At 71.0% G+C, this 20,773-nt stretch carries 19 protein-coding genes; 5 read left to right on the top strand and 14 right to left on the bottom strand.

Annotated elements, in window-relative coordinates:
- Nucleotides 1-115 precede the first annotated feature (115 nt).
- The 6 genes from MUN74_RS16275 to MUN74_RS16250 all read right to left on the bottom strand — a co-directional run bounded on the left by MUN74_RS16275 (nucleotide 116) and on the right by MUN74_RS16250 (nucleotide 6,446).
- Nucleotides 116-949 (bottom strand): ATP-binding cassette domain-containing protein, encoded by an 834-nt coding sequence (locus MUN74_RS16275; protein ID WP_244853621.1) that lies wholly within the window; start codon nucleotides 947-949, stop codon nucleotides 116-118.
- Nucleotides 946-1,797, bottom strand: a complete 852-nt coding sequence (locus MUN74_RS16270; RefSeq protein ID WP_244853620.1) for an ABC transporter ATP-binding protein — start codon at nucleotides 1,795-1,797, stop codon at nucleotides 946-948. Before MUN74_RS16270 ends, MUN74_RS16275 begins: the two co-directional genes overlap by 4 nt.
- Nucleotides 1,794-2,681 (bottom strand): ABC transporter permease, encoded by an 888-nt coding sequence (locus MUN74_RS16265; protein ID WP_244853618.1) that lies wholly within the window; start codon nucleotides 2,679-2,681, stop codon nucleotides 1,794-1,796. Before MUN74_RS16265 ends, MUN74_RS16270 begins: the two co-directional genes overlap by 4 nt.
- Complete coding sequence (locus tag MUN74_RS16260) at nucleotides 2,678-3,628, bottom strand: ABC transporter permease (protein ID WP_244853616.1); 951 nt, start codon at nucleotides 3,626-3,628, stop codon at nucleotides 2,678-2,680. Before MUN74_RS16260 ends, MUN74_RS16265 begins: the two co-directional genes overlap by 4 nt.
- Before the next feature lie 5 nt (nucleotides 3,629-3,633).
- Complete coding sequence (locus tag MUN74_RS16255) at nucleotides 3,634-5,262, bottom strand: ABC transporter substrate-binding protein (RefSeq protein WP_244853614.1); 1,629 nt, start codon at nucleotides 5,260-5,262, stop codon at nucleotides 3,634-3,636.
- A gap of 83 nt (nucleotides 5,263-5,345) precedes the next feature.
- A complete protein-coding gene (locus tag MUN74_RS16250; protein WP_244853613.1) occupies nucleotides 5,346-6,446 on the bottom strand; it encodes an amidohydrolase family protein in 1,101 nt (366 codons plus the stop codon).
- Between the two features lie 129 nt (nucleotides 6,447-6,575).
- On the opposite strand from MUN74_RS16250, the gene MUN74_RS16245 reads away from it, so the two are divergent.
- Complete coding sequence (locus tag MUN74_RS16245) at nucleotides 6,576-7,253, top strand: FadR/GntR family transcriptional regulator (RefSeq protein ID WP_244853611.1); 678 nt, start codon at nucleotides 6,576-6,578, stop codon at nucleotides 7,251-7,253.
- Nucleotides 7,246-8,034, top strand: coding sequence for an ankyrin repeat domain-containing protein (locus tag MUN74_RS16240; protein WP_244853609.1), 789 nt, complete (start codon nucleotides 7,246-7,248; stop codon nucleotides 8,032-8,034). The genes MUN74_RS16245 and MUN74_RS16240 overlap by 8 nt, the downstream gene beginning before the upstream one ends.
- 33 nt (nucleotides 8,035-8,067) lie before the next feature.
- Here the strand turns inward: MUN74_RS16240 and MUN74_RS16235 are convergent, their stop codons facing one another.
- Nucleotides 8,068-9,039, bottom strand: a complete 972-nt coding sequence (locus MUN74_RS16235) for a cytochrome b/b6 domain-containing protein (protein ID WP_244853607.1) — start codon at nucleotides 9,037-9,039, stop codon at nucleotides 8,068-8,070.
- A gap of 132 nt (nucleotides 9,040-9,171) precedes the next feature.
- Between MUN74_RS16235 and glsA the strand changes: the two genes are divergently transcribed.
- Nucleotides 9,172-10,203 carry a glutaminase A gene (gene glsA, locus MUN74_RS16230; protein WP_244853605.1) on the top strand — a complete coding sequence of 344 codons (1,032 nt, stop codon included), beginning with the start codon at nucleotides 9,172-9,174 and terminating at the stop codon, nucleotides 10,201-10,203.
- The gene (locus MUN74_RS16225; RefSeq protein WP_244853603.1) at nucleotides 10,203-11,885 is read left to right on the top strand and encodes an MFS transporter; all 1,683 of its coding nucleotides are present in this window, start codon (nucleotides 10,203-10,205) and stop codon (nucleotides 11,883-11,885) included. The genes glsA and MUN74_RS16225 overlap by 1 nt, the downstream gene beginning before the upstream one ends.
- Before the next feature lie 18 nt (nucleotides 11,886-11,903).
- Here MUN74_RS16225 and galU read toward each other — a convergent pair whose 3' ends face one another.
- The 4 genes from galU to MUN74_RS16205 form a co-directional block, all read right to left on the bottom strand.
- The gene (galU, locus tag MUN74_RS16220; RefSeq protein ID WP_244853601.1) at nucleotides 11,904-12,830 is read right to left on the bottom strand and encodes a UTP--glucose-1-phosphate uridylyltransferase GalU; all 927 of its coding nucleotides are present in this window, start codon (nucleotides 12,828-12,830) and stop codon (nucleotides 11,904-11,906) included.
- 43 nt (nucleotides 12,831-12,873) lie between these two features.
- On the bottom strand, nucleotides 12,874-14,328 hold the full coding sequence (locus tag MUN74_RS16215; protein ID WP_244853600.1) for an aminobutyraldehyde dehydrogenase: 1,455 nt from the start codon (nucleotides 14,326-14,328) through the stop codon (nucleotides 12,874-12,876).
- 79 nt (nucleotides 14,329-14,407) lie between these two features.
- Nucleotides 14,408-15,838 (bottom strand): NAD(P)/FAD-dependent oxidoreductase, encoded by a 1,431-nt coding sequence (locus MUN74_RS16210; protein WP_244853598.1) that lies wholly within the window; start codon nucleotides 15,836-15,838, stop codon nucleotides 14,408-14,410.
- A complete protein-coding gene (locus MUN74_RS16205; RefSeq protein WP_244853596.1) occupies nucleotides 15,835-17,136 on the bottom strand; it encodes a glycosyltransferase in 1,302 nt (433 codons plus the stop codon). The genes MUN74_RS16210 and MUN74_RS16205 overlap by 4 nt, the downstream gene beginning before the upstream one ends.
- A gap of 130 nt (nucleotides 17,137-17,266) precedes the next feature.
- On the opposite strand from MUN74_RS16205, the gene MUN74_RS16200 reads away from it, so the two are divergent.
- Nucleotides 17,267-17,887, top strand: coding sequence for a TetR/AcrR family transcriptional regulator (locus MUN74_RS16200; protein WP_244853594.1), 621 nt, complete (start codon nucleotides 17,267-17,269; stop codon nucleotides 17,885-17,887).
- Here the strand turns inward: MUN74_RS16200 and MUN74_RS16195 are convergent.
- Genes MUN74_RS16195 through MUN74_RS16185 form a run of 3 tightly spaced genes read right to left on the bottom strand, consistent with a single transcriptional unit; the run spans nucleotide 17,857 to nucleotide 20,769 of the window.
- Nucleotides 17,857-19,035: an ABC transporter ATP-binding protein gene (locus tag MUN74_RS16195; protein ID WP_244853592.1), complete on the bottom strand. Its 1,179-nt coding sequence runs from the start codon at nucleotides 19,033-19,035 to the stop codon at nucleotides 17,857-17,859. The two genes, MUN74_RS16200 and MUN74_RS16195, sit on opposite strands and share 31 nt — an antisense overlap.
- On the bottom strand, nucleotides 19,032-19,874 hold the full coding sequence (locus MUN74_RS16190) for an ABC transporter permease (RefSeq protein WP_244853590.1): 843 nt from the start codon (nucleotides 19,872-19,874) through the stop codon (nucleotides 19,032-19,034). The genes MUN74_RS16195 and MUN74_RS16190 overlap by 4 nt, the downstream gene beginning before the upstream one ends.
- Entirely contained in the window at nucleotides 19,867-20,769 is a 903-nt protein-coding gene (locus MUN74_RS16185; RefSeq protein ID WP_244853588.1) for an ABC transporter permease, read from the bottom strand. The genes MUN74_RS16190 and MUN74_RS16185 overlap by 8 nt, the downstream gene beginning before the upstream one ends.
- Nucleotides 20,770-20,773 lie beyond the last annotated feature (4 nt).

Here is a 20,773-nt window from a genome sequence, read left to right as displayed (position 1 = left end):
ATGCGTACCCGGCGGATGCGAGCGGAACCGATCCGCGCTGTCCTTCAATGACACCGCAGCCGGCCGGACTTGTCCAGCATCCGGCCGGCCGCGTGTCGCCTGCTGCCCGCGCCTGTTACGACGCCAGCCGTTCGCGCCGCACCGGCCGCCAGCCGGGCCGCGGCACGGCGGCTCGCAGCGAGCGGGTGTACGGGTGCAAGGGGTCGGCGAGCAGCGCCGCCGTGTCGCCCGAGTCGACCACGAGCCCGTGCTCCATCACGATCATCCGGTCGGAGATCTGGTTGACGACGGCGAGGTCGTGCGAGATGAAGAGGTAGCTGATCTCGCGCTCGGCCCGGATGTCGGCCAGGAGGTTGAGGATCTGCGCCTGGATCGACACGTCGAGCGCGGCGACCGCCTCGTCGAGCACGATGACCGCGGGATCCGCGGCGAGCGCGCGGGCGATCGCCACGCGCTGCCGCTGCCCGCCCGAGAGCTGATACGGGTACTTCGACGCGAACTGCTCGCCGAGCCCCACGCTCTCGAGGATCTCGAGCGCCGCGGTGCGTGCCGGGCCCCGGCGGCCGGCGCGACCCGCGGTGTGCAGCGCGACGCTCGTCTCGATGATGTCGCCGACCCGCTGCCGCCCGTTGAGCGACGAGTACGGGTCCTGGAACACGTACTGCACCTCGCGCGCCCAGCGGCGACGGTCGGCGAGCCGTTTCACTCCCCCGGCGCGCGACTCGCCGCGCACCGAGAGCTCGCCGGCCGTGAGCTTCTCGAGCCCGACGAGCATGCGTGCGACGGTCGTCTTGCCCGAGCCCGACTCGCCGACGATGGCGAGGCACTCGTTCGGGTACAACTCGAACGACACCTCGTCGACGGCGACGATCGGTTCGTCCTTCGCCCGGCCCGGGTACACCTTGCGCAACCGGTTCGCGACGACGATGGGTTCGGTTCGGTCGGTCATGCCTCCGCCTTCAGGAGTTCGTGGGTCTGACGGTCGTAGCGCAGCACCGGGAGCCGGTCGACCCGCTCCTCGATGCTCGGCCGCGCGCCGAGCAGCTCGATCGTGTAGGGATGGGTCGGCGCGTCGTACACGTGGGCGCCCTGCTCGACGATCTCGCCCGCGTACATGACGGCGAGCCGGTCGCAGCACGCCGCCGCGAGCTCGAGGTCGTGCGTGATGAACAGCAACGAGAGCCCGCGGGCGCGGCGCTGCTCGTCGAGGATGGCCATGACGTCGGACTGCGCGGTGACGTCGAGGGCCGTGGTCGGCTCGTCGGCGAGGATGAGGCGGGGTTCCGCGAGCAGCACGCTCGCGATCATCACCCGCTGCAGCAGTCCGCCCGAGAGCTCGTGCGGGTACTGCCGCAACCGGTGCTCGGGGTTGCGCACGCCGACCTCGTCGAGCAGCACGACCGCGCGCCGCTCGGCCTCGCGGCGGTCGACGCCGCGGTCGAGCACGAGCGCCTCGGTGAGGAAGTCGCCGACCCGATGCACGGGGTTCACGTGGGCGCGGGGATCCTGGAAGATCATGCCCACGTCGCGCTGCCGGTACCTGCGCAGCGCGGCGGCGTTCATGTCGAGCACGGATGCCCCGTTGAAGCCGATCCCGCCGCTGACGGTGAACTCCGGGCCCAGCATCCGCGTGATCGCACGCGTGGTGAGCGACTTGCCCGATCCCGACTCGCCGACGAGCCCGAGGGCCTCGCCTTCGCCGATCTCGAACGAGACGCCGTTCAGCAGGGTCTGCTCCCCGGCCTTGAGGCGGAGCGTCGCCCGCACGTCGTCGAGCCGAAGCAGTGGTGAGGTCATCGGAGGCTCCTTGCGCTGGAGGTGAGGCGGTCGCCGATGACGGTGACGCACCAGACGATGAGGACGATGAGGGTGCCGGCCGCGATCGCCTCGATCGGGTGGCCGCGCAGCACCGAGTCGAACCCGCTCTTGACCATGAGGCCGAGGTCGGCGGTCGGCGGCTGCACGCCGAGCCCGAGGAACGACACGGCGGCGAGGTCGATGACGGCGAACCCGAGCGACGACACCGCCTGCGCGACCACGATGGGCTGCACGTTCGGCAGGATCTGGGTGAACGTGATGCCCGTGCCCGACTGTCCCTGCAGCCACGCCGCCGAGACGTACGGCATGTTGCGTTCGCGGAGCGCCGCGCCGCGCACGACCCGCGCGACGTACGGGATGTACGCGATCGAGAGGCCCGCGACGACGGTGCCGAGGCCGGGGCCCCAGATGGCGACCGCGATGAGCCCGAACACGATCCCGGGCACCGCGAAGAGCACGTCGAGGAGCCACGTGATGCCCGTGTCGGTGCGTCCGCCGCGCCATGCCGCGAGCAACGCCAGCAGGGTGCCGACGACGGTCGCGATGAGGATCACGAGGCCGGGGCCGGCGAGCGTGATCCGGGAGCCCCAGATGAGCCGCGAGAGGATGTCGCGCCCGAGGGCGTCGGTGCCGAGCAGGTGCGCCGGCGACGGCCCCGAGAGCGCCGCGAGCAGGTCGGGGAAGTCGGGGTCGTACGGCGCGATCACCGGGGCGAGCGCGGCCGCGAGCATGATGACGAACAGGATGACGGCGGCCGTGCCGCCGAGGACGCCGAGCCGGTCGCGGGTCGCGGCGACGAGGCCCGACCGTCGCCGGTCGCGCACCCGCGCGACGGCGAGGCTCGTGGTGGTTGGGGTGGTCATTGCCGGCTCCCGAGCGCGATGCGCGGATCGATGAACGTGTAGAGGAAGTCGACGATCGCGTTGACGACGACGAACGCGACGACGAGCACGAGGATCACCGCCTGCACGACCGCGAAGTCCTGCTGCAGGATCGCCCGCACGAGCAGCGACCCGAGACCGTCGAGCGCGAAGACGTTCTCGACGACGACGGCGCCCGCGATGAGCGTCGCGACGGTGAGGCCGAGCACCGTGACGATGGGCACGAGCGAGTTGCGCAGCACGTGGTGCCGCACGATGTGCTGCGGCGAGAGCCCGCGCACGGTCGCCGTCTGCACGTGCTCGCGCCCGCTCTCCTCGAGCACCGCCGCCCGCGTGATCCGTGCGAGATAGGCGGCGCTCGCGACCGATAGCGCGATCGCCGGCAGCGTCAGGTGGTAGAGCGTGTCGACCCCGCCGGTCCCCGACCCGAAGGTCGGGAACCAGCCGAGCGTCACTGCGAAGACGCTGATCAGCGCCACGCCGATGACGAACGAGGGCGTCGAGAGCCCGATCGCAGCGAGGGTCGACGTGAGCTGGTCGCCCCAGCCGCGCCGGAGCGCGGCGTACGTGCCGGCAAGGATTCCGACGACCGCGATGATGAGCGCGGCCATCGACACGAGCACGAGCGTCGTCGGCACACGGCCCGAGATCAGGGTCGAGACCTCCTGCCGGTAGACGATCGAGTAGCCGAGGTCGCCGTGCAGGATGTCGCCGAGCCAGGCCGCGTACCGCACGAAGAACGGGTCGTTCAGGTGGTACTGCTCGGTGACCGCCGCGATCTGCTCGGGAGTGCCGCCGCGCGGCCCGAGGATGAACGCGAGCGGGCTGCCGGGCGCGAGGTACAGCAGTCCGAAGACGAGGAACGAGGTCACGAGCAGCACGAGCAGGAGCCCGCCCACGCGTCGCAACAGGTAGAGACCGACCGACATCGGGCCTACTCCACCCCGCCGAGCGTCGCGGCCCACGGCGCGTAGAGGTACGCGAACGAGGCGGTCGCACCCGAGATGCGGTTGTTCTGCACGAGGGTCACCGGCTCGTAGGCGAGCGGCAGCCAGGGCAGCTCGTCGGTGATGATCTGCTGCGCGGCGATCACGTGGTCGGCCCGCGCGGCGTCGTCGGTCTCGGAGCGGGCCGCGAAGATGTCCTCGTCGGCGTGGTCCCAGCCGGCGTAGTTGTGGCTGTCGGTGCTCGCGAACATCTGGTAGACGTCGGTCGGGTCGGCGAAGCTGCCGTACTGGGTCGTGAAGAACCCGTCGATGCCCTCGCGCGCGGCCGGGTCGAAGTAGAGGTTGCCGAACTGCTCGACCGGGATCACCTTGGTCTGGATGTCGAGCCCGATCGCCTGGCCGGCCGCCTGGATGACGTTGGCCGTCTGCTCGTGCACGGCCGAGCTGCCCTGCACCGCGAGCACGATCGGCGGCACGGTGCCGGCCTCGGCGACGAGCTCCTTGGCCTTCGCGATGTCGGGGTCGGCCGAGAACCCGTCCCACGCCTGCTGGAACTTCTCCTCCTCGTAGCCCCAGTACGCCGGGCCCGCGAGGGTCGTCGCGGGGATGCCCGCCCCCTGGAACACGACCTTCGTGAGCGCCTCGCGGTCGATCGCGAGCGAGAGCGCCTGACGGACGCGGTCGTCGCCGAGGCCGCCGTCGAAGTTCGTCGTCATCATCGTCCAGAACACGAGCGAGTCGCCGTAGGTGGTGGTCACGGCGTCGCTGTTCGCGAGCTGGCTGAGGCCGGCCGGCGGCAGGTAGAAGTACTGTCCGTCGACGTCGCCCGTGCGCAGCGCGTTGACCGCGGTCGACTCGTCGGCGATGAAGCTGAAGCTGAGCTTCTGGACGAGGGGCGCGCCGTCCCAGTAGTCCGGGTAGGCGGCGAGCTCGATGCTCTTGCCCGAGTTCCAGGCCTCGAGCGAGAACGGCCCGGTGCACTGGAGCCCGCCGTCGGGCGTGCCGAACGCCTCGCCCTGCGACTCGGCCGCCGCCTTCTGCACGATCGCGCCGGCCGCCGTGGCCATCGCCTGCGTGAAGAGCACGTCGGGCTTCGTGAGCTTGACGGTCACCTGGTTCGGGCCGGTCGCGGCGACCGACTCGACGTTCTGGAAGTAGCTCGAGAAGTAGCTCGTCGCGGTCTCGCCGACCTGCCTGTCGAGCGAGTAGACGACGTCGTCGACGGTCAGCGGCGTGCCGTCCCAGAACGTCACGCCGTCGCGGATCGTGTAGACGACGGTCGTGTCGTCGGGCTGGGCGACCTCGGACGCGAGCCCGGGCTCGATCGAGAAGTCGGCCTTCATGCGCAGCAGGCTCTCGCAGAGGTTCGCGGTGGCGGTGTTCTCGGCGTAGTTGTACCCGAACTGCGGGTCGAGCGACATCGGCTCGTAGGGCAGGTTCCACTTCACCTCGTCGACCGGAGCGGTGCCGGGCTCGGTGGTGGTGGCGAGGTTGTCGAGGTCGACCGACAGGGTCGCCTGGTCGCTCTGGTCGGTCGACTGCCCGGTGCAGCCGGCGAGCGCGAGGCTCGCGGCGGCCAGGGCGGCCGCGGTGAGGGTGATACGGCGTCGGAACACGGGGGAACTCCTTTGTCGTCGTGCGTGCGATTGCGGATGGTGCGGGGTGAGCGGTGCGGATGGCGGGGTGGTGCGGCCGGGTGTCAGTTCCGGCCCGGCAGCGGGAGCCCGTCGCGGATCACGCGGACGGGCCTCGGGCGGTCGACGACGATCTGCGCGATCGATTCGCCGGTGAATTCCAGTCGGGTGGGATGCTCCGGGCCGGAGGCCTCCACGAGGTCGGCTGCGCCGACGAGGCGCGCCCCCTCGGTGGAGCAGATGCGGTAGCAGCGTTCGAGCTCGGCGTCGGTCATGGCGCCCGTGCGATAGGCGAGCAGGTGGGCACGGTCGAGCATGCTGCCCGAGCCGAACGGAGTCCACGAGTCGCGGACGCCGTCGCTGCCGGCGGCCAGTCGCACGCCGTGGCGCTCGAGCAGGTCGAGGTCGGGCACGGGGTCGTCGCCGAGGGCGCAGTTGGTGATCCACACCTCGGCCGCGGCGACCGCGTCGAGCGTCTCCCGGAGCGTCGGCGCCGAGGCATCCCCGAGCGCGAAGGCGTGGCTGACGGTGACGCGGCTCTGCATGCCGGCTGCGCGGGTGCGGGCCGCGATCTCGCGGATCTGCGCGAGGCCCGGCTCGCCGCGGTCGTGGAGGTGGATGTCGAGGTCGCGGCCGGCGCGCTCGCCGAGCCCGAACACCGCATCGAGGTGCCCGTCGACGTCGCCCTCGAGACCGAGGGGGTCGATGCCGCCGACGAGGTCGGCCCCGTTCTGGAGCGCGGCGGCCATCGCCTCGAGGGTGCCGGGGTTCGTGAGCAGGCCGAACTGCGGGAACGCGACGATCTGCACGGTGAGCCATGGCGCGAGCCGCTCGGCCGCGGCGCGCACGCCTTCGACGTTCTTCGTGCCGAGCTCGGCCGAGACGTCGACGTGCGCGCGCATCGCGAGCGTGCCCTGCTCGAGCGCGGTCGAGAGGAGCGCGTGGGCGCGCTCCTCGACGCTGCGGGTGTAGCCGCGTTGCGTCGCGAGGTCGTTCGCGATGAACTCGGGCAGCGACCCGGCGCGACGGCGCGACATCCACGGCCCGCCCCAACTCGACTTGTCGGGGTGGATGTGGGCGTCGACGAGAGCCGGGGCGGCGACGACACCGGTCGCCGTGTGGTGGTCGTCGACGGTCTCGGCCGTCGTTGCGGTCGCGTCGGTCATGCGAACGAACTCCCTTGTCCGTGAGGTCGGTCGGTGGCTTCGCTGCTGCCGTCCGCCGAAACGTGAATTGTCAGATGTATGATAACCATACATTCCCCCGAGGGGGAAAGAGTCGAGAGAATGGCAATCGTGAAACCCATCCAGCGAAGGTCGATCGTCGATTCGGTCGTCGATCGTCTGCAGTCCGAGATCGCGAGCGGCTCCTGGCCCGTCGGCACGCGCATCCCGACCGAGGCCGAGCTCACCGAGTCGTTCGGCGTGAGTCGCCCGTCGGTGCGCGAGGCCGTGCGGTCGGTCGCGCAACTCGGGCTGCTCGAGACGAGGCAGGGCGACGGCACCTACGTCATCGCGAGCGACGCGACCGAGGTGGCGCTGCGGCGGGCCCTCGTCGTCGCCGACGCTCGCGAGGTGCTCGCGGTGCGCCGCGCCCTCGACGTGCTCGCCGCCCGCGAGGCGGCGCTCCATCGTGATGACGTCGACATCGCGGCGCTGCGCGAGGAGCTGCAGCGCCGGCGCACCGCGATCGACCGCAACGACGTCGACGCGTTCGCCGACCACGACGTCGCGTTCCACGTCGGCGTCGCCGCCGCTTCGCACAACCGGTTGCTCGTCGGCATCTACGCGAGCTTCGACGCGTCGCTCAAGCACTCGGTCGCGCAGAACTCGTGTCTCTCGAACAACGCCGACCCGAGCACGGTCGACCTCCACGAGCAGCTGCTGCACGCGATCGAGGCCGCCGACCCCGAGGCCGCGACCTCCGCAGCCCTCGGCGTGCTCGACCAGACCGAGCGCTCGCTCGATGGCTGATCGGCGCCGCACGCCGTTCGTCGTGGTTGCGCCGCTCGCCGCCGCCTCGGCGCTCGTCGTCGCCGGCACCCTCGCCGGATGCGCGGCAGCGGACGGCGCACCCGACGTGCCCGCGACGACCGCCGCCGCGCCCACCCCCGCCGACACCCCCGCAGAGGAGACGCCCGTGCCCACCCCCGAGATGACCGCCGCCGAGGCGGCCGACCTGCTCGTCTCCGCGACCGCCGCCGGCGACCTCGCGGGCGTCGAGCGGGCGATCGCGAACGCCGCCGACGTCGACGCGCGCGACGGCGAGGGACGCCCCGTGCTCGTGACCGCCACGCGGGCGAACCACGTCGCGATCGCCCGCGCCCTGCTCGAGGCGGGCGCCGACCCGAACGCGAAGGACGCGATCGAGGACTCGGCATTCCTCTACGCGGGCGCCGAGGGCCTGAACGACATCCTCCGCCTCGCGATCGAGCACGGCGCCGACCCGACGAGCACGAACCGCTACGGCGGCACCGCACTCATCCCCGCGAGCGAGCACGCGCACGTCGAGAGCGTCGGCATCCTGATCGAGGCGGGCGTGCCGGTGAACCACGTCAACAACCTGGCGTGGACGGCGTTGCACGAGGCCATCGTGCTCGGCAACGGGGACGACGCCCACGTCGAGACGGTCAGGCTGCTGCTCGCGGCCGGCGCAGATCCGTCGATCCCCGACGGCGATGGCGTGCTCCCCCGCCGGCTCGCCGCGCAGCGCGGCTACGACGCGATCGTCGCCGAGATCGACGCCGCGACCTGATCGAGCGAGGATGCCCCGTGGCCGGCCGGGGCGTCAGCCCCGGGTCGCACTGCGCGCCGGTGCGGCGGGGGCCGGCGGCATCCGCCTCACCTGACCGAACCGCTCGGCGACGGGGGCGAGCAGCAGCGGCTTCGCGAGCACCCATGCCCCGGCCATCACCGCGAGCGACACCGCGAACACGGCGAACCCGACCCAGTCGTCGGACTCGCGCGCCGCGTACATGTGGTTGAGGTTTCGCAGCGCCCCCGTGGCGAGCACGAGCACGACGTGCACGGCCGTGAAGAGCAGGAAGAACAGCATCACCGGGTAGTGCAGTGCCCGCGCGAAGCGCTCGGGCACCACCTTCGTCCACCCGCCCTGCATCGGCCACACGGGCGAGAGGCGCAGCCCCGTGACGATCGCGAGCGGCGACGCGACGAACACGATCGCGAAGTAGGCGAGCACCTGCGCATCGTTGTACGACACCCACGAGTTCTCGACGGGCCAGTCGAGCGAGAGGTACTGCAGCACGACCGAGATCGAGTTCGGCACGACCTCCCAGCTCGTGGGCACCACGCGCACCCACTGCCCGGTCGCGAACAGCAGCACGACGTAGACGACGCCGTTGAGCACCCAGAAGCCGTCGACGACGAGGTGCAGCCACACCGAGATGCCGAGCCGCCGCGGCGCGCCCTTGGTGCGCGGCCAACGGGAGTTGTCGCGCGTCCAGAACGCCGGCGGTCGCGCCTTCGAGCGGATGATGAGGCCGGTGCGCACGAGCATGACGAGGAAGAACGCATTGAAGAAGTGCTGCCACGCGAGCCAGGCCGGGATGCCGACCGGGGCCCCGTCGGGCAGCGGGCTGTGCCCGGGGTACTCGGCGATGAAGTCCTGCACGGCCGGCAGCGTTCGCAACAGGCGGGCGACGAGCACCGCGACCACGAGCGCGACCACCGCTGCGCCGGCGTAGACGAGCGCACGCTTCGCGGTGAGGCCCCGTGACCGGGAGCGCGAGGATGAGGGCACGTCTCACAGCGTGACAAAGCCGCCGGGGCCGCGCAACTCGGCCGTAACGAAGTGCAGAGCACACACGGCGGTATCTGCGCAATGCTGGCGAGATGCTCGCGCTCGGGGTGGTGGACGGTCCAGAGTGGAGGCATGTTCGAGACGGATCTCCGTGATGTCGTCCAGCGCAGCGCGACCGGTGCGCTGCCTTCGGGTGCGGAGGTCGACGAGATCGTCGCCCGCGCGCACGCCCGCTACGCCGGGCTCGACGAGGGCGACGTGGCCGACTACATCCCGATCCTCGCCGAGGCCGATCCGGCGTGGTTCGGCCTCGCGCTCGTCGGGGTCGACGGCGGCGCCCACGTCGCGGGCGACGTCGGCGTCGCGTTCTCGATCCAGTCGATCTCGAAGGCCTTCGTGTTCGCGCTCGTGTGCGACGAGCTCGGCCACGAGCTCGTCCACGAACGGGTCGGCGTGAACAACACGGGCCTGCCGTTCAACTCGGTCATCGCGCTCGAGCTCAACGACGGCAGCCCCATGAACTCGATGGTGAACGCCGGTGCGATCGCGACGACCGCGCTCGTGCCCGCCGCGGACGACGAGGACCGGTGGCGGCGCGTCCGCGAGGGCTTGTCGCGATTCGCCGGTCGCCGGCTCGACGTCGACGACGAGGTGTACCGGTCGGAGTCGCTCACCAACCACCGCAACCGGGCCCTCGCGCGCCTACTGCAGAGCTACGACCGGCTCGACGCCGACCCCGATGCGACCGTCGACGTCTACACGAGGCAGTGCTCGCTCGCGGTGACCGCGCGCGACCTCGGCGTGATGGGGGCGACGCTCGCCGACGGCGGCGTGAACCCGGTGACGGGCGAACGGGTGGTCTCCGCAGAGGCGTGCCGCGACACGCTCGCGCTGCTCGCCTCGTGCGGACTCTACGAACGCTCAGGCGAGTGGCTCTTCGAGATCGGTCTTCCCGCGAAGTCGGGCGTCTCGGGCGGCCTCGTCGCGGTGGCGCCGGGCAAGGGCGCGGTCGGCGCCTTCTCTCCCCTGCTCGATCCAGCCGGCAACAGCGTGCGCGGGCAGCGGGCGTGCGCCCACCTGTCGCGCTCGCTCGGACTCAACCTGTTCGCCTCGGATCCCGCACCCGCGGCCGCCGTGGCGTCGACGAACGAAGGAGTGGCATGATGAGCGACATCTCCGGCACCACAGGAACGGGAATCACCGACGTGACCGGAGCCTCCGGCGGCGCGCGGCCGCCCGAGGAGCGCCGTTCGTGGGCGCCCATGGTCGGCCTCTTCCTCGCCCAGGTGCTCATGTCGTTCAACGTGGCCGCGCTGCCGATCTCGCTCGGCGGCATGGTCGAGGACTTCGGCGTGCCGCCGACCGTCGCATCGACGACGATCGTCGTCTACGGCCTCGTCGTCGCGGCGCTCGTGATGACGGGCGCGAAACTCGGGCAGCGGGTCGGCTGGGTGCTCATCTTCCGTGTCGTCGTCGCCCTGTTCGCGGTCTCGTCGCTCATGATGATCTTCTCGCCCACGATCGGCTGGGCGATCGGCGGGCAGGTGCTCGCCGGGGCATCCGCCGCCATCATCGTGCCCGCCCTCGTCGCCCTCATCGCCGAGAACTACCGTGGCGCGCAGCAGGCCACCGCGGTGGGGTCACTCGGTTCCGCCCGGGCGTTCTCGGGCATCAGCGCGTTCCTCATCGGCGGTACGCTCGGCACGCTCGTCGGCTGGCGACCGGTGTTCTTCATCACGCTCGGCCTCGCGGTCGCGGTGTTCGCCCTGAGCTTCCGGCTGCGCGGCGATCGGGGCGATCGGAGCATCCGCATCGACCTCGTCGCTTCCGTGCTCATCGGCGCCGCGATCGTGCTGCTCACGCTCGGGTTCAACAACCTCAACGCGTGGGGCATCGTGCTCGCGGGGCCCGATGCGCCCTTCTCCGTGCTCGGGCTCTCGCCCGCGCCCGTGCTGGTGCTCGCCGGCATCATCCTGGGCCAGGCGTTCTTCATGTGGACGAGACGGCGGATGCGGCTCGGCCGGGTGCCGCTCGTCGACCTCAGCGTGCTCTCGCAGCCGACCGAGCGCGCAGCGGTCTACGCGATGTTCGTCATCGTGGCGATGGAGGCCGCGGTGAACTTCACCGTGCCGACGTACATCCAGGTCGTGCAGGGGCGAACCCCGTTCGACACCTCGCTCGCGATGATGCCGTTCAACCTCACCGTGTTCGTGACGGCGACGCTCATCGTGCGGTTCTACCGTCGGCACAGCCCCCGCACGATCGCGCTGTTCGCGTTCGGCCTGACGACGGCCGCCCTGCTCTGGCTCGCCTTCGTCGTCTCGAACAACTGGGAGACGGTGCCGACGATCGTCGGGCTCATCGCGTTCGGCATCGGCCAGGGCGCGCTCGTCACGCTCGTGTTCAACGTGCTCGTGACCGCCGCGCCGAAGGAGCTCGCGGGCGACGTGGGGTCGATCCGCGGCACGACCCAGAACCTCGCGAGCGCGGTCGGTACCGCGGTCATGGGCGCACTGCTCGTCACGATGCTGACGCTCAACTTCACCCAGGCCGCGGTCGAGCACCCGGAGCTGCCCGAGGAGCTCAAGGCCGAGGTCGGACTCGCGCAGGTCAACTTCGTCAGCAACGACGACCTGCGGGCAAAGTTCGAGGAGACGAGCGCGACACCCGAGCAGATCGACGCCGCCGTCGAGATCAACGAGGAGGAGCGCCTCAACACGCTGCGGCTCGGCTTCCTCGTGCTCGCGGGCATCAGCGCCCTCGCTGCGCTGCCGGCCTCCCGCCTGCCGAAGTACAAGCCCGAGGAGATCCCCGACCCGATGGCGGCCGGCAGCGGCGACGACTGAGCCCGCGACGGGCTCGGCTCAGGTGGTGGGTTCGGACTGGAGTCCGGTGGTGTAGTCGATGAGCCAGTGCTTGAGGTCTTCGCCGAGGTCGTCACGGTCGACGGCGAGCTGGATCACGGCCTTGATGTAGTCGAGCTTGTCGCCCGTGTCGTACCGGCGACCCCGGAACACGACCCCGTACACCCCACCCGTACCCTGCACGTCTTCGGCCATCGTCATCAACGCGTCGGTCAACTGGATCTCACCACCCTTGCCCGGCGCCGTCTCGGCCAGGACGCCGAACACCTCGGGCTTGAGCACGTACCGGCCGATCACCGCATAGTTCGACGGCGCCACCTCACGAGCCGGCTTCTCCACCAACCCCGTGATCCGCACCACATCCGGGTCATCCGTCGACTCGACCTGCGCCGCCCCGTACAAATGGATCTGATCCGGATCCACCTCCAACAACGCCACGATCGACGCATCCCGCTTCTGCTGCTCATCCAGCATCCGGGTCAACAACTCGTCCCGGGCGTCGATGATGTCATCACCCAGCAGCACCGCGAACGGCTCATCACCCACATGCATGTGCGCCCGATGCACCGCATGCCCCAACCCCAACGGGTCACCCTGCCGCACGTAGTGCATGTCGGCCAGCTCGGTCGACTCGTTCACCTTCTCCAGCTTCGCCGTGTCACCCTTCCGCTCCAGGGTCGCCTCCAGCTCCGCGACCCGGTCGAAATGGTTCTCCAACGCGTTCTTGTTCCGACCCGTGATCATCAACACATCCGTCAACCCGGCATTCACGGCCTCTTCGACCACGTACTGGATCGCCGGCTTATCCACCACCGGCAACATCTCCTTCGGCATCGCCTTCGTCGCCGGCAAGAACCGCGTCCCCAGCCCAGCAGCAGGAATGACCGCCTTCGTGATCCGGGCGGGCGTCGTCGTGCTCTCCGTCATCGTGTCTCCTCTCGTCGCATCCCCATCACCGCCGACCGCCCGCTCAGGCGGGCCGGAACCCCGTCGTCTCGGGCGGCGGCGCGTGCCGGATCATGAGGTGCCGGGTCACCGAGTAGTCGAGCAGCGGCTCGATCGACATGTCCTTGCCGAAGCCCGAGCCCTTGACGCCGCCGTGCGGCGCCTCGGAGGCGATCGGCAGGTGGTCGTTGACCCAGGTCACGCCGACGTCGAGCGACTGGCTCACCCGCAGGGCGCGACCGACGTCGCTCGTCCAGACGGACGACGCGAGCCCGTAGGCGCTGTCGTTCGCGAGCGCGATGCCCTCGGCCTCGCCGTCGAACGGCAGCACCACGAGCACCGGGCCGAAGACCTCGCCCTGCACGATCTCCGACGACTGCGCGGCGCCCACGAGCAGGGTCGGCGCGAAGTACGCGCCGACGCCGTCGATCGAGTGTCCACCGACGAGCGCCTCGGCCCCCTCGGCGACGGCACGCGACACGAAGCCCTCGACGCGCGCACGATGGGCGCGAGAAACGAGCGGGCCGATGTGCGTGTCAGCGCTCATCGGGTCGCCCGCGACGACGCTCGCGACGGCCTGCCGCAGGGCGGCGACGCCGTCGTCGAAGACCGATCGCTCGAGGTAGACCCGGGTCGCGGCCGTGCAGTCCTGTCCCGAGTTGTAGGTCGCGCCCATCGTGACGGCCTGGGCCATCGCGCCGAGGTCGGCGTCGGCGAACACGATGACCGGCGCCTTGCCGCCCAGCTCGAGGTGCACGCGCTTGACGCCGTCGACGGCGCCGCGCATGACCGCCTTGCCCGTCTGGGTCGAGCCCGTGACGCTCACCATGTCGACCTCGCGGTGCGTGACGAGCGCCTGCCCGACCTCCGCGTCGCCGGTGACGACGTTGAAGAGGCCCGCGGGCAGCCCGGCCTCCACGGCGAGCTCGGCGAAACGGAGCGTCGTGCGCGGGGTCGCGGGCGCGGGCTTGACGATCACGGCATTGCCGGCGGCGAGCGCGGGCCCGGCCTTCCAGATCGCCATGATGAGCGGGAAGTTCCACGGCGTGATGCCCGCGACGACGCCGACCGGGCGCCGGGTGAGGATCGACGTGTAGCCGTTCGAGAAGGACCCCGCGCCGGTGCCGTCGAGCGAGCGCGCCGCGCCCGCGAAGAAGCGCAGGTTGTCGACGCCGAACGGCAGCTCGCCGTCGAAGGCGGTCGTCCAGGGCTTGCCCGAGTCCTCGACCTCGAGGCGCGCGAGGTTCGCCGCGTCATCCTCGAGCGCGTCGGCGAGCCGCAGCAGGGCGAGCGAGCGCTCCCCCGGCGTCTTCGCCGCCCAGGCGGGCTGCGCGGCGCGCGCCGCGGCCGCAGCTTCGTCGACGTCGGCGGTGCCCGACGCCGTGAACGAGGCGACCTCCTCCTCGGTCGCGGGGTTGGTGATGACGGCGTCGTCGCCGGTTCCGGCGCGGTAGTCGCCGATGAAGGTTCCGGTGCTCATCGTGTGCCTTTCAGGTGGTGCCGGTCTCGATGCGCTCGCTGCGGTCACTGCGCTCGATCGTCGACCGACGAGGTGTGGTTCAGGAGTTGAAGCCGAGCCCGAAGCGGTCGAGGGTGCGCAGCCAGAGGTTGCGCCGCCCCTCGTGCGCGTCGGCGGCGAGGATCGAGTGCCGCGTGAACTGCACGATCGGGTTGCGCAGCGGCTCGGGCGGAATCGGGAACGGCCGGCGCCGCACGATGTCGTACCGCAGTCGCGACGTCGGCTCGCCCGCGAGCAGGTCGAGCGCGACGTCGGCCGAGAATCTCGATGCGCCGACGCCGAGGCCGGTGTGCCCGACCGCGTAGGCGACGCGTCCGCCGCGCGCCGTGCCGTACGCGGCGGTGAAACGGGTGGTCGAGTCGATCGGCCCGGCCCAGCGGTGCGTGAACCGCAACCCCTCGAGCTGCGGGAAGGTCTCGAAGAAGTGCCGCGCGAGCAGTTCGTGCGACGCGTCGCGCTGCTCGAGGCTCGCGTCGACCCTGCCGCCGAAGTAGTACACCGCGTCCCAGCCGCCGAAGAGGACGCGCCCGTCGGCGGTCGGCCGGTAGTAGTGGAACTGGTTGCCCGCGTCGGTGAGCCCCTGCCCCTCACCCCAGCCGATCGCCGCCTGCTGCGCGGCGTCGAGCGGCTCGGTCATGAGCACGTGATCGTAGAGCGGCATGATGTAGTTGCCGAGCCGGCGAAGCGGCGCGGGATACGCGGCGGTCGCGACGACCGCGCCGCGCGCGTCGACGCTGCCGAGGGCGGTGCGCACGCGGACGCCGGGTCCGACGCGATCGATGTCCGTGACCGCGGAAGCCTCGAAGATGCGCACCCCGCGGCGCTCGAGTTCGGCGGCCATGCCCCAGGCGAGCCGCGCGGGGTCGACGAGCACCGTGCCCGTGCGGTCGCGCAGCCCGCCGAGGTAGGTCGGCGAGTGCACGTCGGCCTGCACCTCGTCGCGGCTCTGCAGTTCGAGGGCGACGCCGTGCCGCGCCCCGAGCTCGTGGGCCTCGCGGAGGCCGTCGAGCTGCCACAGCTCGATCGCGATCGTCGTCTTGCCGGCGCGACGCAGTCCGCAGTCGATGCCGGCGCCCTCGATCGTCGCGACGAGTTCGTCGAGGTTGCGCTCGCCCTCCTCGTGCAGGGCACCGACCTGGTCGGGCCAGATCGCGGTGCCGTGCGTGAGCCCGTGCGTGAGCGAGCTCGAGACGAAGCCGCCGTTGCGACCGGTCGCGCCGTGCGCGACCCGCTCGGCCTCGAGCACGACGACGGATGCCCCGGGGTCGCGTTCGAGCGCTCGCCAGGCCGTCCACAGCCCGGTGAAGCCTGCGCCGACGACGACGAGGTCGGCCTCGGCGCGACCCGTGAGCGGCGGGCGCGGCGCGGGCGCACCGTCGGCCTGGCTCCGGTCGGTCCAGAAGGCGCGCGGGGCGGCGTCGGCGAGCGCCGCCCGTGCCTGATCGTGCGCGCGCGCCTCGAGGGCGGTCACACCCGTTCCCGGGCGCCGACGCGCTCGATGACATCGGCCGCGGCCGAGACGCCGTCGCGCGCACGGATGTCGGCACCCGCCGCCGCGACGCGCTCGCGCAGCGCCTCGTCCTCCAGCAGCGACCGCACGGCACCGGCGAGTTCGTCGGGGGTGAAGCGGTACGGGTCGAGACGCAGGCCGTAGCCCCGCTCGTGGACGCGCTGGGCGTTGTCGTACTGGTCCCAGAAGAGCGGCAGCAGCACCATCGGCTTGCCGAAGTGCAGCGCCTCGGTCGTCGTGTTGTTGCCGCCGTGGGTGATGACGAGGTCGACGAGCGGCAGGATCTTGGTCTGCGGCAGGAACTCGGCGCCCCACATGTTGTCGGCGAGCTCGATCTCGTCGTGCAGCGGCCCCTTCGAGACGATGACGTTGACCGGCTGGTCGGCGAGCGCGGCGATCACGCGACGCATGAGCTCGACGTCGGCCGACCCGAGCGAGCCGAGGCTGAAGTAGACGAGCGGACGGCTGCCGTCCGTGAACGACGCGGGCAGGTCGGCGGGCGCCTGCTCCGTCTCTCGCACCGAGGAGTCGAGGCGGTGCCACGTCTCGTCGAGCGGTCGCTCGTCGGTGTAGTCGAGCACCTCGGGGTAGACGTAGACGTTCTCGTCGCCGCGGTGGATGAACTCGAGCTCGGGCAGCGGTGGCGCGCCCTGCTCCTGCACCCACGCGTCGAACTCCTGCCAGAGCGGACGGTGCGTGCGGTCGAACTCGGCACGGAAGGCCGGCCACGCGGCACGGTCGTCGGCGGCGAGGCCCGAGAAGACGGGGGCGATGCCGTCGCCCGGCACCTCGAGCGGGTTGCACGAGACGATGCGCACGAACGGCACGCCCGCCGTCACGAGCGCCGGGAAGGCGAGCACGTTGTCCTCGATGACGACGTCGGGCCGCACGCGCTCGATGATCGCCTTGAGCTGCGGCTCGCAGTACTTCGCCCCCTCGACGAGCGCCTGCCAGATCGGCAGCGTGACGGTCTCGAGCTGCTCGGCGGTGGTCTTGCGGAACTCGGGCGAGACGTCGCGGATGTAGTCCTTCCAGAACTGGCCGGCGTCCTGCTCCACCTCCTCCTCGGGGGCGGGCGCGAGGTCGACGAGGTCCTCCTCGAAGCCGAGGGCCAAGAGCTTGCCCTCCCACGACCGCTCGGCGGCGAAGACGACGCGGTGGCCGCGCTGGAGGAGCACGTTGCCGATGCCGATGCAGTTGTTCGTGGGCCCGTAGGCACTCTCGGGCATGAACAGGAACGTGCGGCGCTCGCCGGTCATGATGACTCCTTCGTCGATTTATTGAATGGTGATGAAAAGAATTTGTGTTGTCAAGAGTTCCACGGAATATGGCCGAATCGACGTATCATTGAGCACCGATACAGAGAACTCGACGACGAGGGGGCAGCGCATGGCGCGACCGAAGCGGCAAGAGGAGCGACGCAGCCAGCTCGTTGCGGCGGCCCAGCGTGCGATCGCGGCGCACGGACCCGACGGGGCGCGGCTGAACCGCGTCGCCGAAGAGGCCGGCCTCACCTCGAGCGCCGTGCTCTACTACTATCCCGACGTCGACGAGCTCATGTTCGAGGCGAACCGCGCGGGCATGGAGCGGTTCTACGAAGCGCGCGTGCGCATGCTCGAGCAGCTGCCCGACGATCCCGTCGAGCGGCTCGTCGCGCTCGCGGCGTCGGGGCTCCCGAGCGGACCGGGCGACACCGAGGTGCGCCTGCTGTGCGAGCTCGGCGGGTCGGCGGGCCGCAACCCCCTCATGGCTTCGCTGCTCACGACCCTGTACGACCGGCAGGTGGGCATGTACCAGGTCGTGCTCGAGCAGGGCGCCGCGCGCGGCATCTTCGCGCTCGCGCAGCCCTCGCTCGTGATCGCGCGCAACCTCGTCGCACTCGAGGACGCCTACGGCTACCGCATCATCGCGGGCCACCCCACGATCGACCACGACGGCGCCCTCGAACTGATCCTGGCGAGCGCGCGGCTCGCGACGGGTCATGACCTGACGCCCTCCGCCTCCTCCTGAGCGGCGCCGGGGGCGCGCTCCCCCGTCGGCTCGGCCGCCTGCGGGGTCGGCACGTCGGCGATCGAGGATGCCACGGCAGCGGCATCCGCTTCGCCCGACGTCTCGCGTGCGACGGCCGTCGCACGGCCGAACCGCACACCCACGGCATCGCCGCGGGTGAACGTGCTCGCGCCGTGCACCGAGGCGATGACCGGCGCCGCGAGACCGGGCACCTCGACGGCGAGCGTCGATGCGCCGCCGAGGAAGTAGGTGTCGACGATCGAACCCCTGAGCACGGCGGTCGCGGCATCGGCCGTGAGCTCGATGTCCTCGGGGCGCACCACGGCCGTCGCCGCCGAGCCGTCGGCGAGCGCGAGCCCGTCGACCGCGACCGCGCCGACGCCCGCGACCTCGACGCGCCCCGCGCGGGCGACGCCGTCGAGCAGGTTCGCCGAGCCGATGAACGACGCGACGAAGCGCGTCGCGGGGTTGGCGTACAGCTCCTGCGGCGTCGCGAGCTGCTCGAGTCGGCCGTCGCGCAGCACGGCGATGCGGTCGGCCATCGACATGGCCTCCTCCTGGTCGTGCGTGACCACGACGAAGGTCAGGCCGACCTCGTGCTGCAGACGCTTCAGCTCGAGCTGCATCGAGGCGCGCACCTGGCGGTCGAGCGCCGACAGCGGCTCGTCGAGCAGCAGCAGCTTCGGGCGCTTGACGATGGCGCGCGCGAGCGCGACCCGCTGGCGCTGGCCACCCGACAGCTGACCCGGCCGGCGCTTCGCGAGATGACCGAGCCCGACCACGTCCATGACCTCGGCGACGCGCTTCGCGGTCTCGGCGCGCCCGACGCCCTCGGACTCGAGGCCGTAGGCGACGTTCTTCTCCACCGACATGTGCGGGAAGAGCGCGTAGCTCTGGAACATCATGTTGACCGGCCGCCGGTGCGCCGGCATGCGCAGCAGGTCGTCGCCGTCGAGCTCGATGCGACCGGCGGCGGGCGTCTCGAAGCCCGCGATCGACCGGAGCAGCGTGGTCTTGCCGCAGCCCGACGGGCCGAGCAGGGCGAAGAACTCGTTGCCCTCGATGTCGAGCGAGATGTCGTGCAGGGCGACGGTGTCGCCGTAGACGGCGCGGACGCCATCGACGCGGAGAAGGGGTGCGGTGCTCACTTCGTGGTTCCTGTCAGTCTGGTCAGGCGCTGCGCCGCAATCACCGTGACGATGCTCACGAGCAGCAGGATGCTGGCGAGGGCGTTCACCTCGGGCGTGACCCCGAAGCGCACCATCGAGTAGATGACGATCGGCAGCGTGGGCTGCGTCGGTGCGGTCGTGAAGAACGCGATCACGAACTCGTCGATCGAGAGCGTGAAGGCGAGGAGGGCCCCCGCGACGATGCCGGGGGCGAGCTGCGGCAGCGTCACCCGCATGAACGTGCGCACGGGGCCGGCGCCGAGGTCGCGCGACGCCTCCTCGAGGCTCTGGTCGATGCTCGCCATGCGGGCGAGCACGATCGCGGTGACGAACGCCGTCGCGAACACGGCGTGCGCGAGGATCGCCGAGTGCAGCCCGAGCGTCAGCGACAACAGCGAGAAGAACGTCAGCAGGCCGATGCCGAGCAGCAGGTCGGGCAGGATCGCGGGCGCGATCGCGAAGGCGCGGATGAGCCCGCCGCGCGTGTACTTCTGGATGCCGTACGCGAGGAGCGTGCCGAGCACGGTCGCGATCGCCGTCGCGCCCGCCGCCACCACGAGGGTGTTCGCGAGCCCCTGCATGATCTTCTCGTCGGCGAACAGCTCGGGGTACCAGCGCAGCGAGAATCCGCGCCACACGAACAGGTTCTCAGAGTCGTTGAAGCTCATGATCACGACGACGAGGATGGGCAGGTACAGGAAGGCGTAGCCGAGCCACAACGGCACGAGGATGCTGCGGGCCTTGCGCACCGCGCGCGGCGCCGACGCCGGGTCGGCCTCGCGCATCGCCGTCGTCGGCGGGTTCTGCACGTCAACCACGACGACTCCCTTCGGTCAGGCGTCGGGAGACGGCCGACTGCACGACGATCACCACGACGAGCAGGATCGTGAGCACGAGCGCGAGGGTCGCACCGAACGGCCAGTCGCGCGCCTCGAAGAACTGGTCGCGCACGAGGTTGCCGACCATGATCGTCTTGCCGCCGCCGATGAGCTCGGGGATCACGAAGTTCGACATCGCCGGCACGAACACGAAGATGCAGCCGGTGAGCGCGCCCGGCAGCGAGAGCGGCAGCGTCACCGTGCGGAACGTGCGCCAGGGCGTGGCCCCGAGGTTCGTCGCCGCCTCGCGCAGCGAGGGGTCGAGCTGCTGCAGCGACGCGTAGAGCGGCAGCACCATGAGCGGCAGGTACATGTAGAGGAGGCCCACGACGATCGCCTGCGGCGTGTACAGCATCGCGATCGGGTCGTCGATGATGCCCAGCCCCTGCAGCCACTGGTTCACCCAGCCGGCGTTGTTGAGCAGCAGGATCCAGGCATAGGTGCGGATGAGGAAGTTGGTCCAGAAGGGCAGCACGATCGCGACGAGCGCGACGGTGCGCCACTTCGGCGACAGGCCCGCGATCGCGTAGGCCATCGGGTAGCCGAGCAGGAGCGCGAGTACCGTCACGACGAATGCGACGACGATCGACTGGCCGATGACGCCGAGGTAGAGCGGCTCGAACAGCTTCACCCAGTTGTCGAGCGTGAACTCGAACACGACGCCACCGAATCGGCCGCGCTTGAAGAAGCTGTAGAACGCGAGCAGGCCCACCGGGATCGCCATGAAGACGATGAGGAAGAACATGCCCGGTGCGAGGAACGGGACGGGGGCCAACCCCCGCCGCACGCGCGGTGCGCGTGCGGCGGGGGCGGCCCGATCGAGCGTCGAGGTCACGGCG

This window comes from Agromyces sp. H17E-10 (assembly GCF_022919715.1).
Classification (GTDB): Bacteria; Actinomycetota; Actinomycetes; order Actinomycetales; family Microbacteriaceae; genus Agromyces.
The sequence above is the reverse complement of the archived record's forward strand: the minus strand, read 5'-3'. Positions and strand labels throughout refer to the sequence as shown.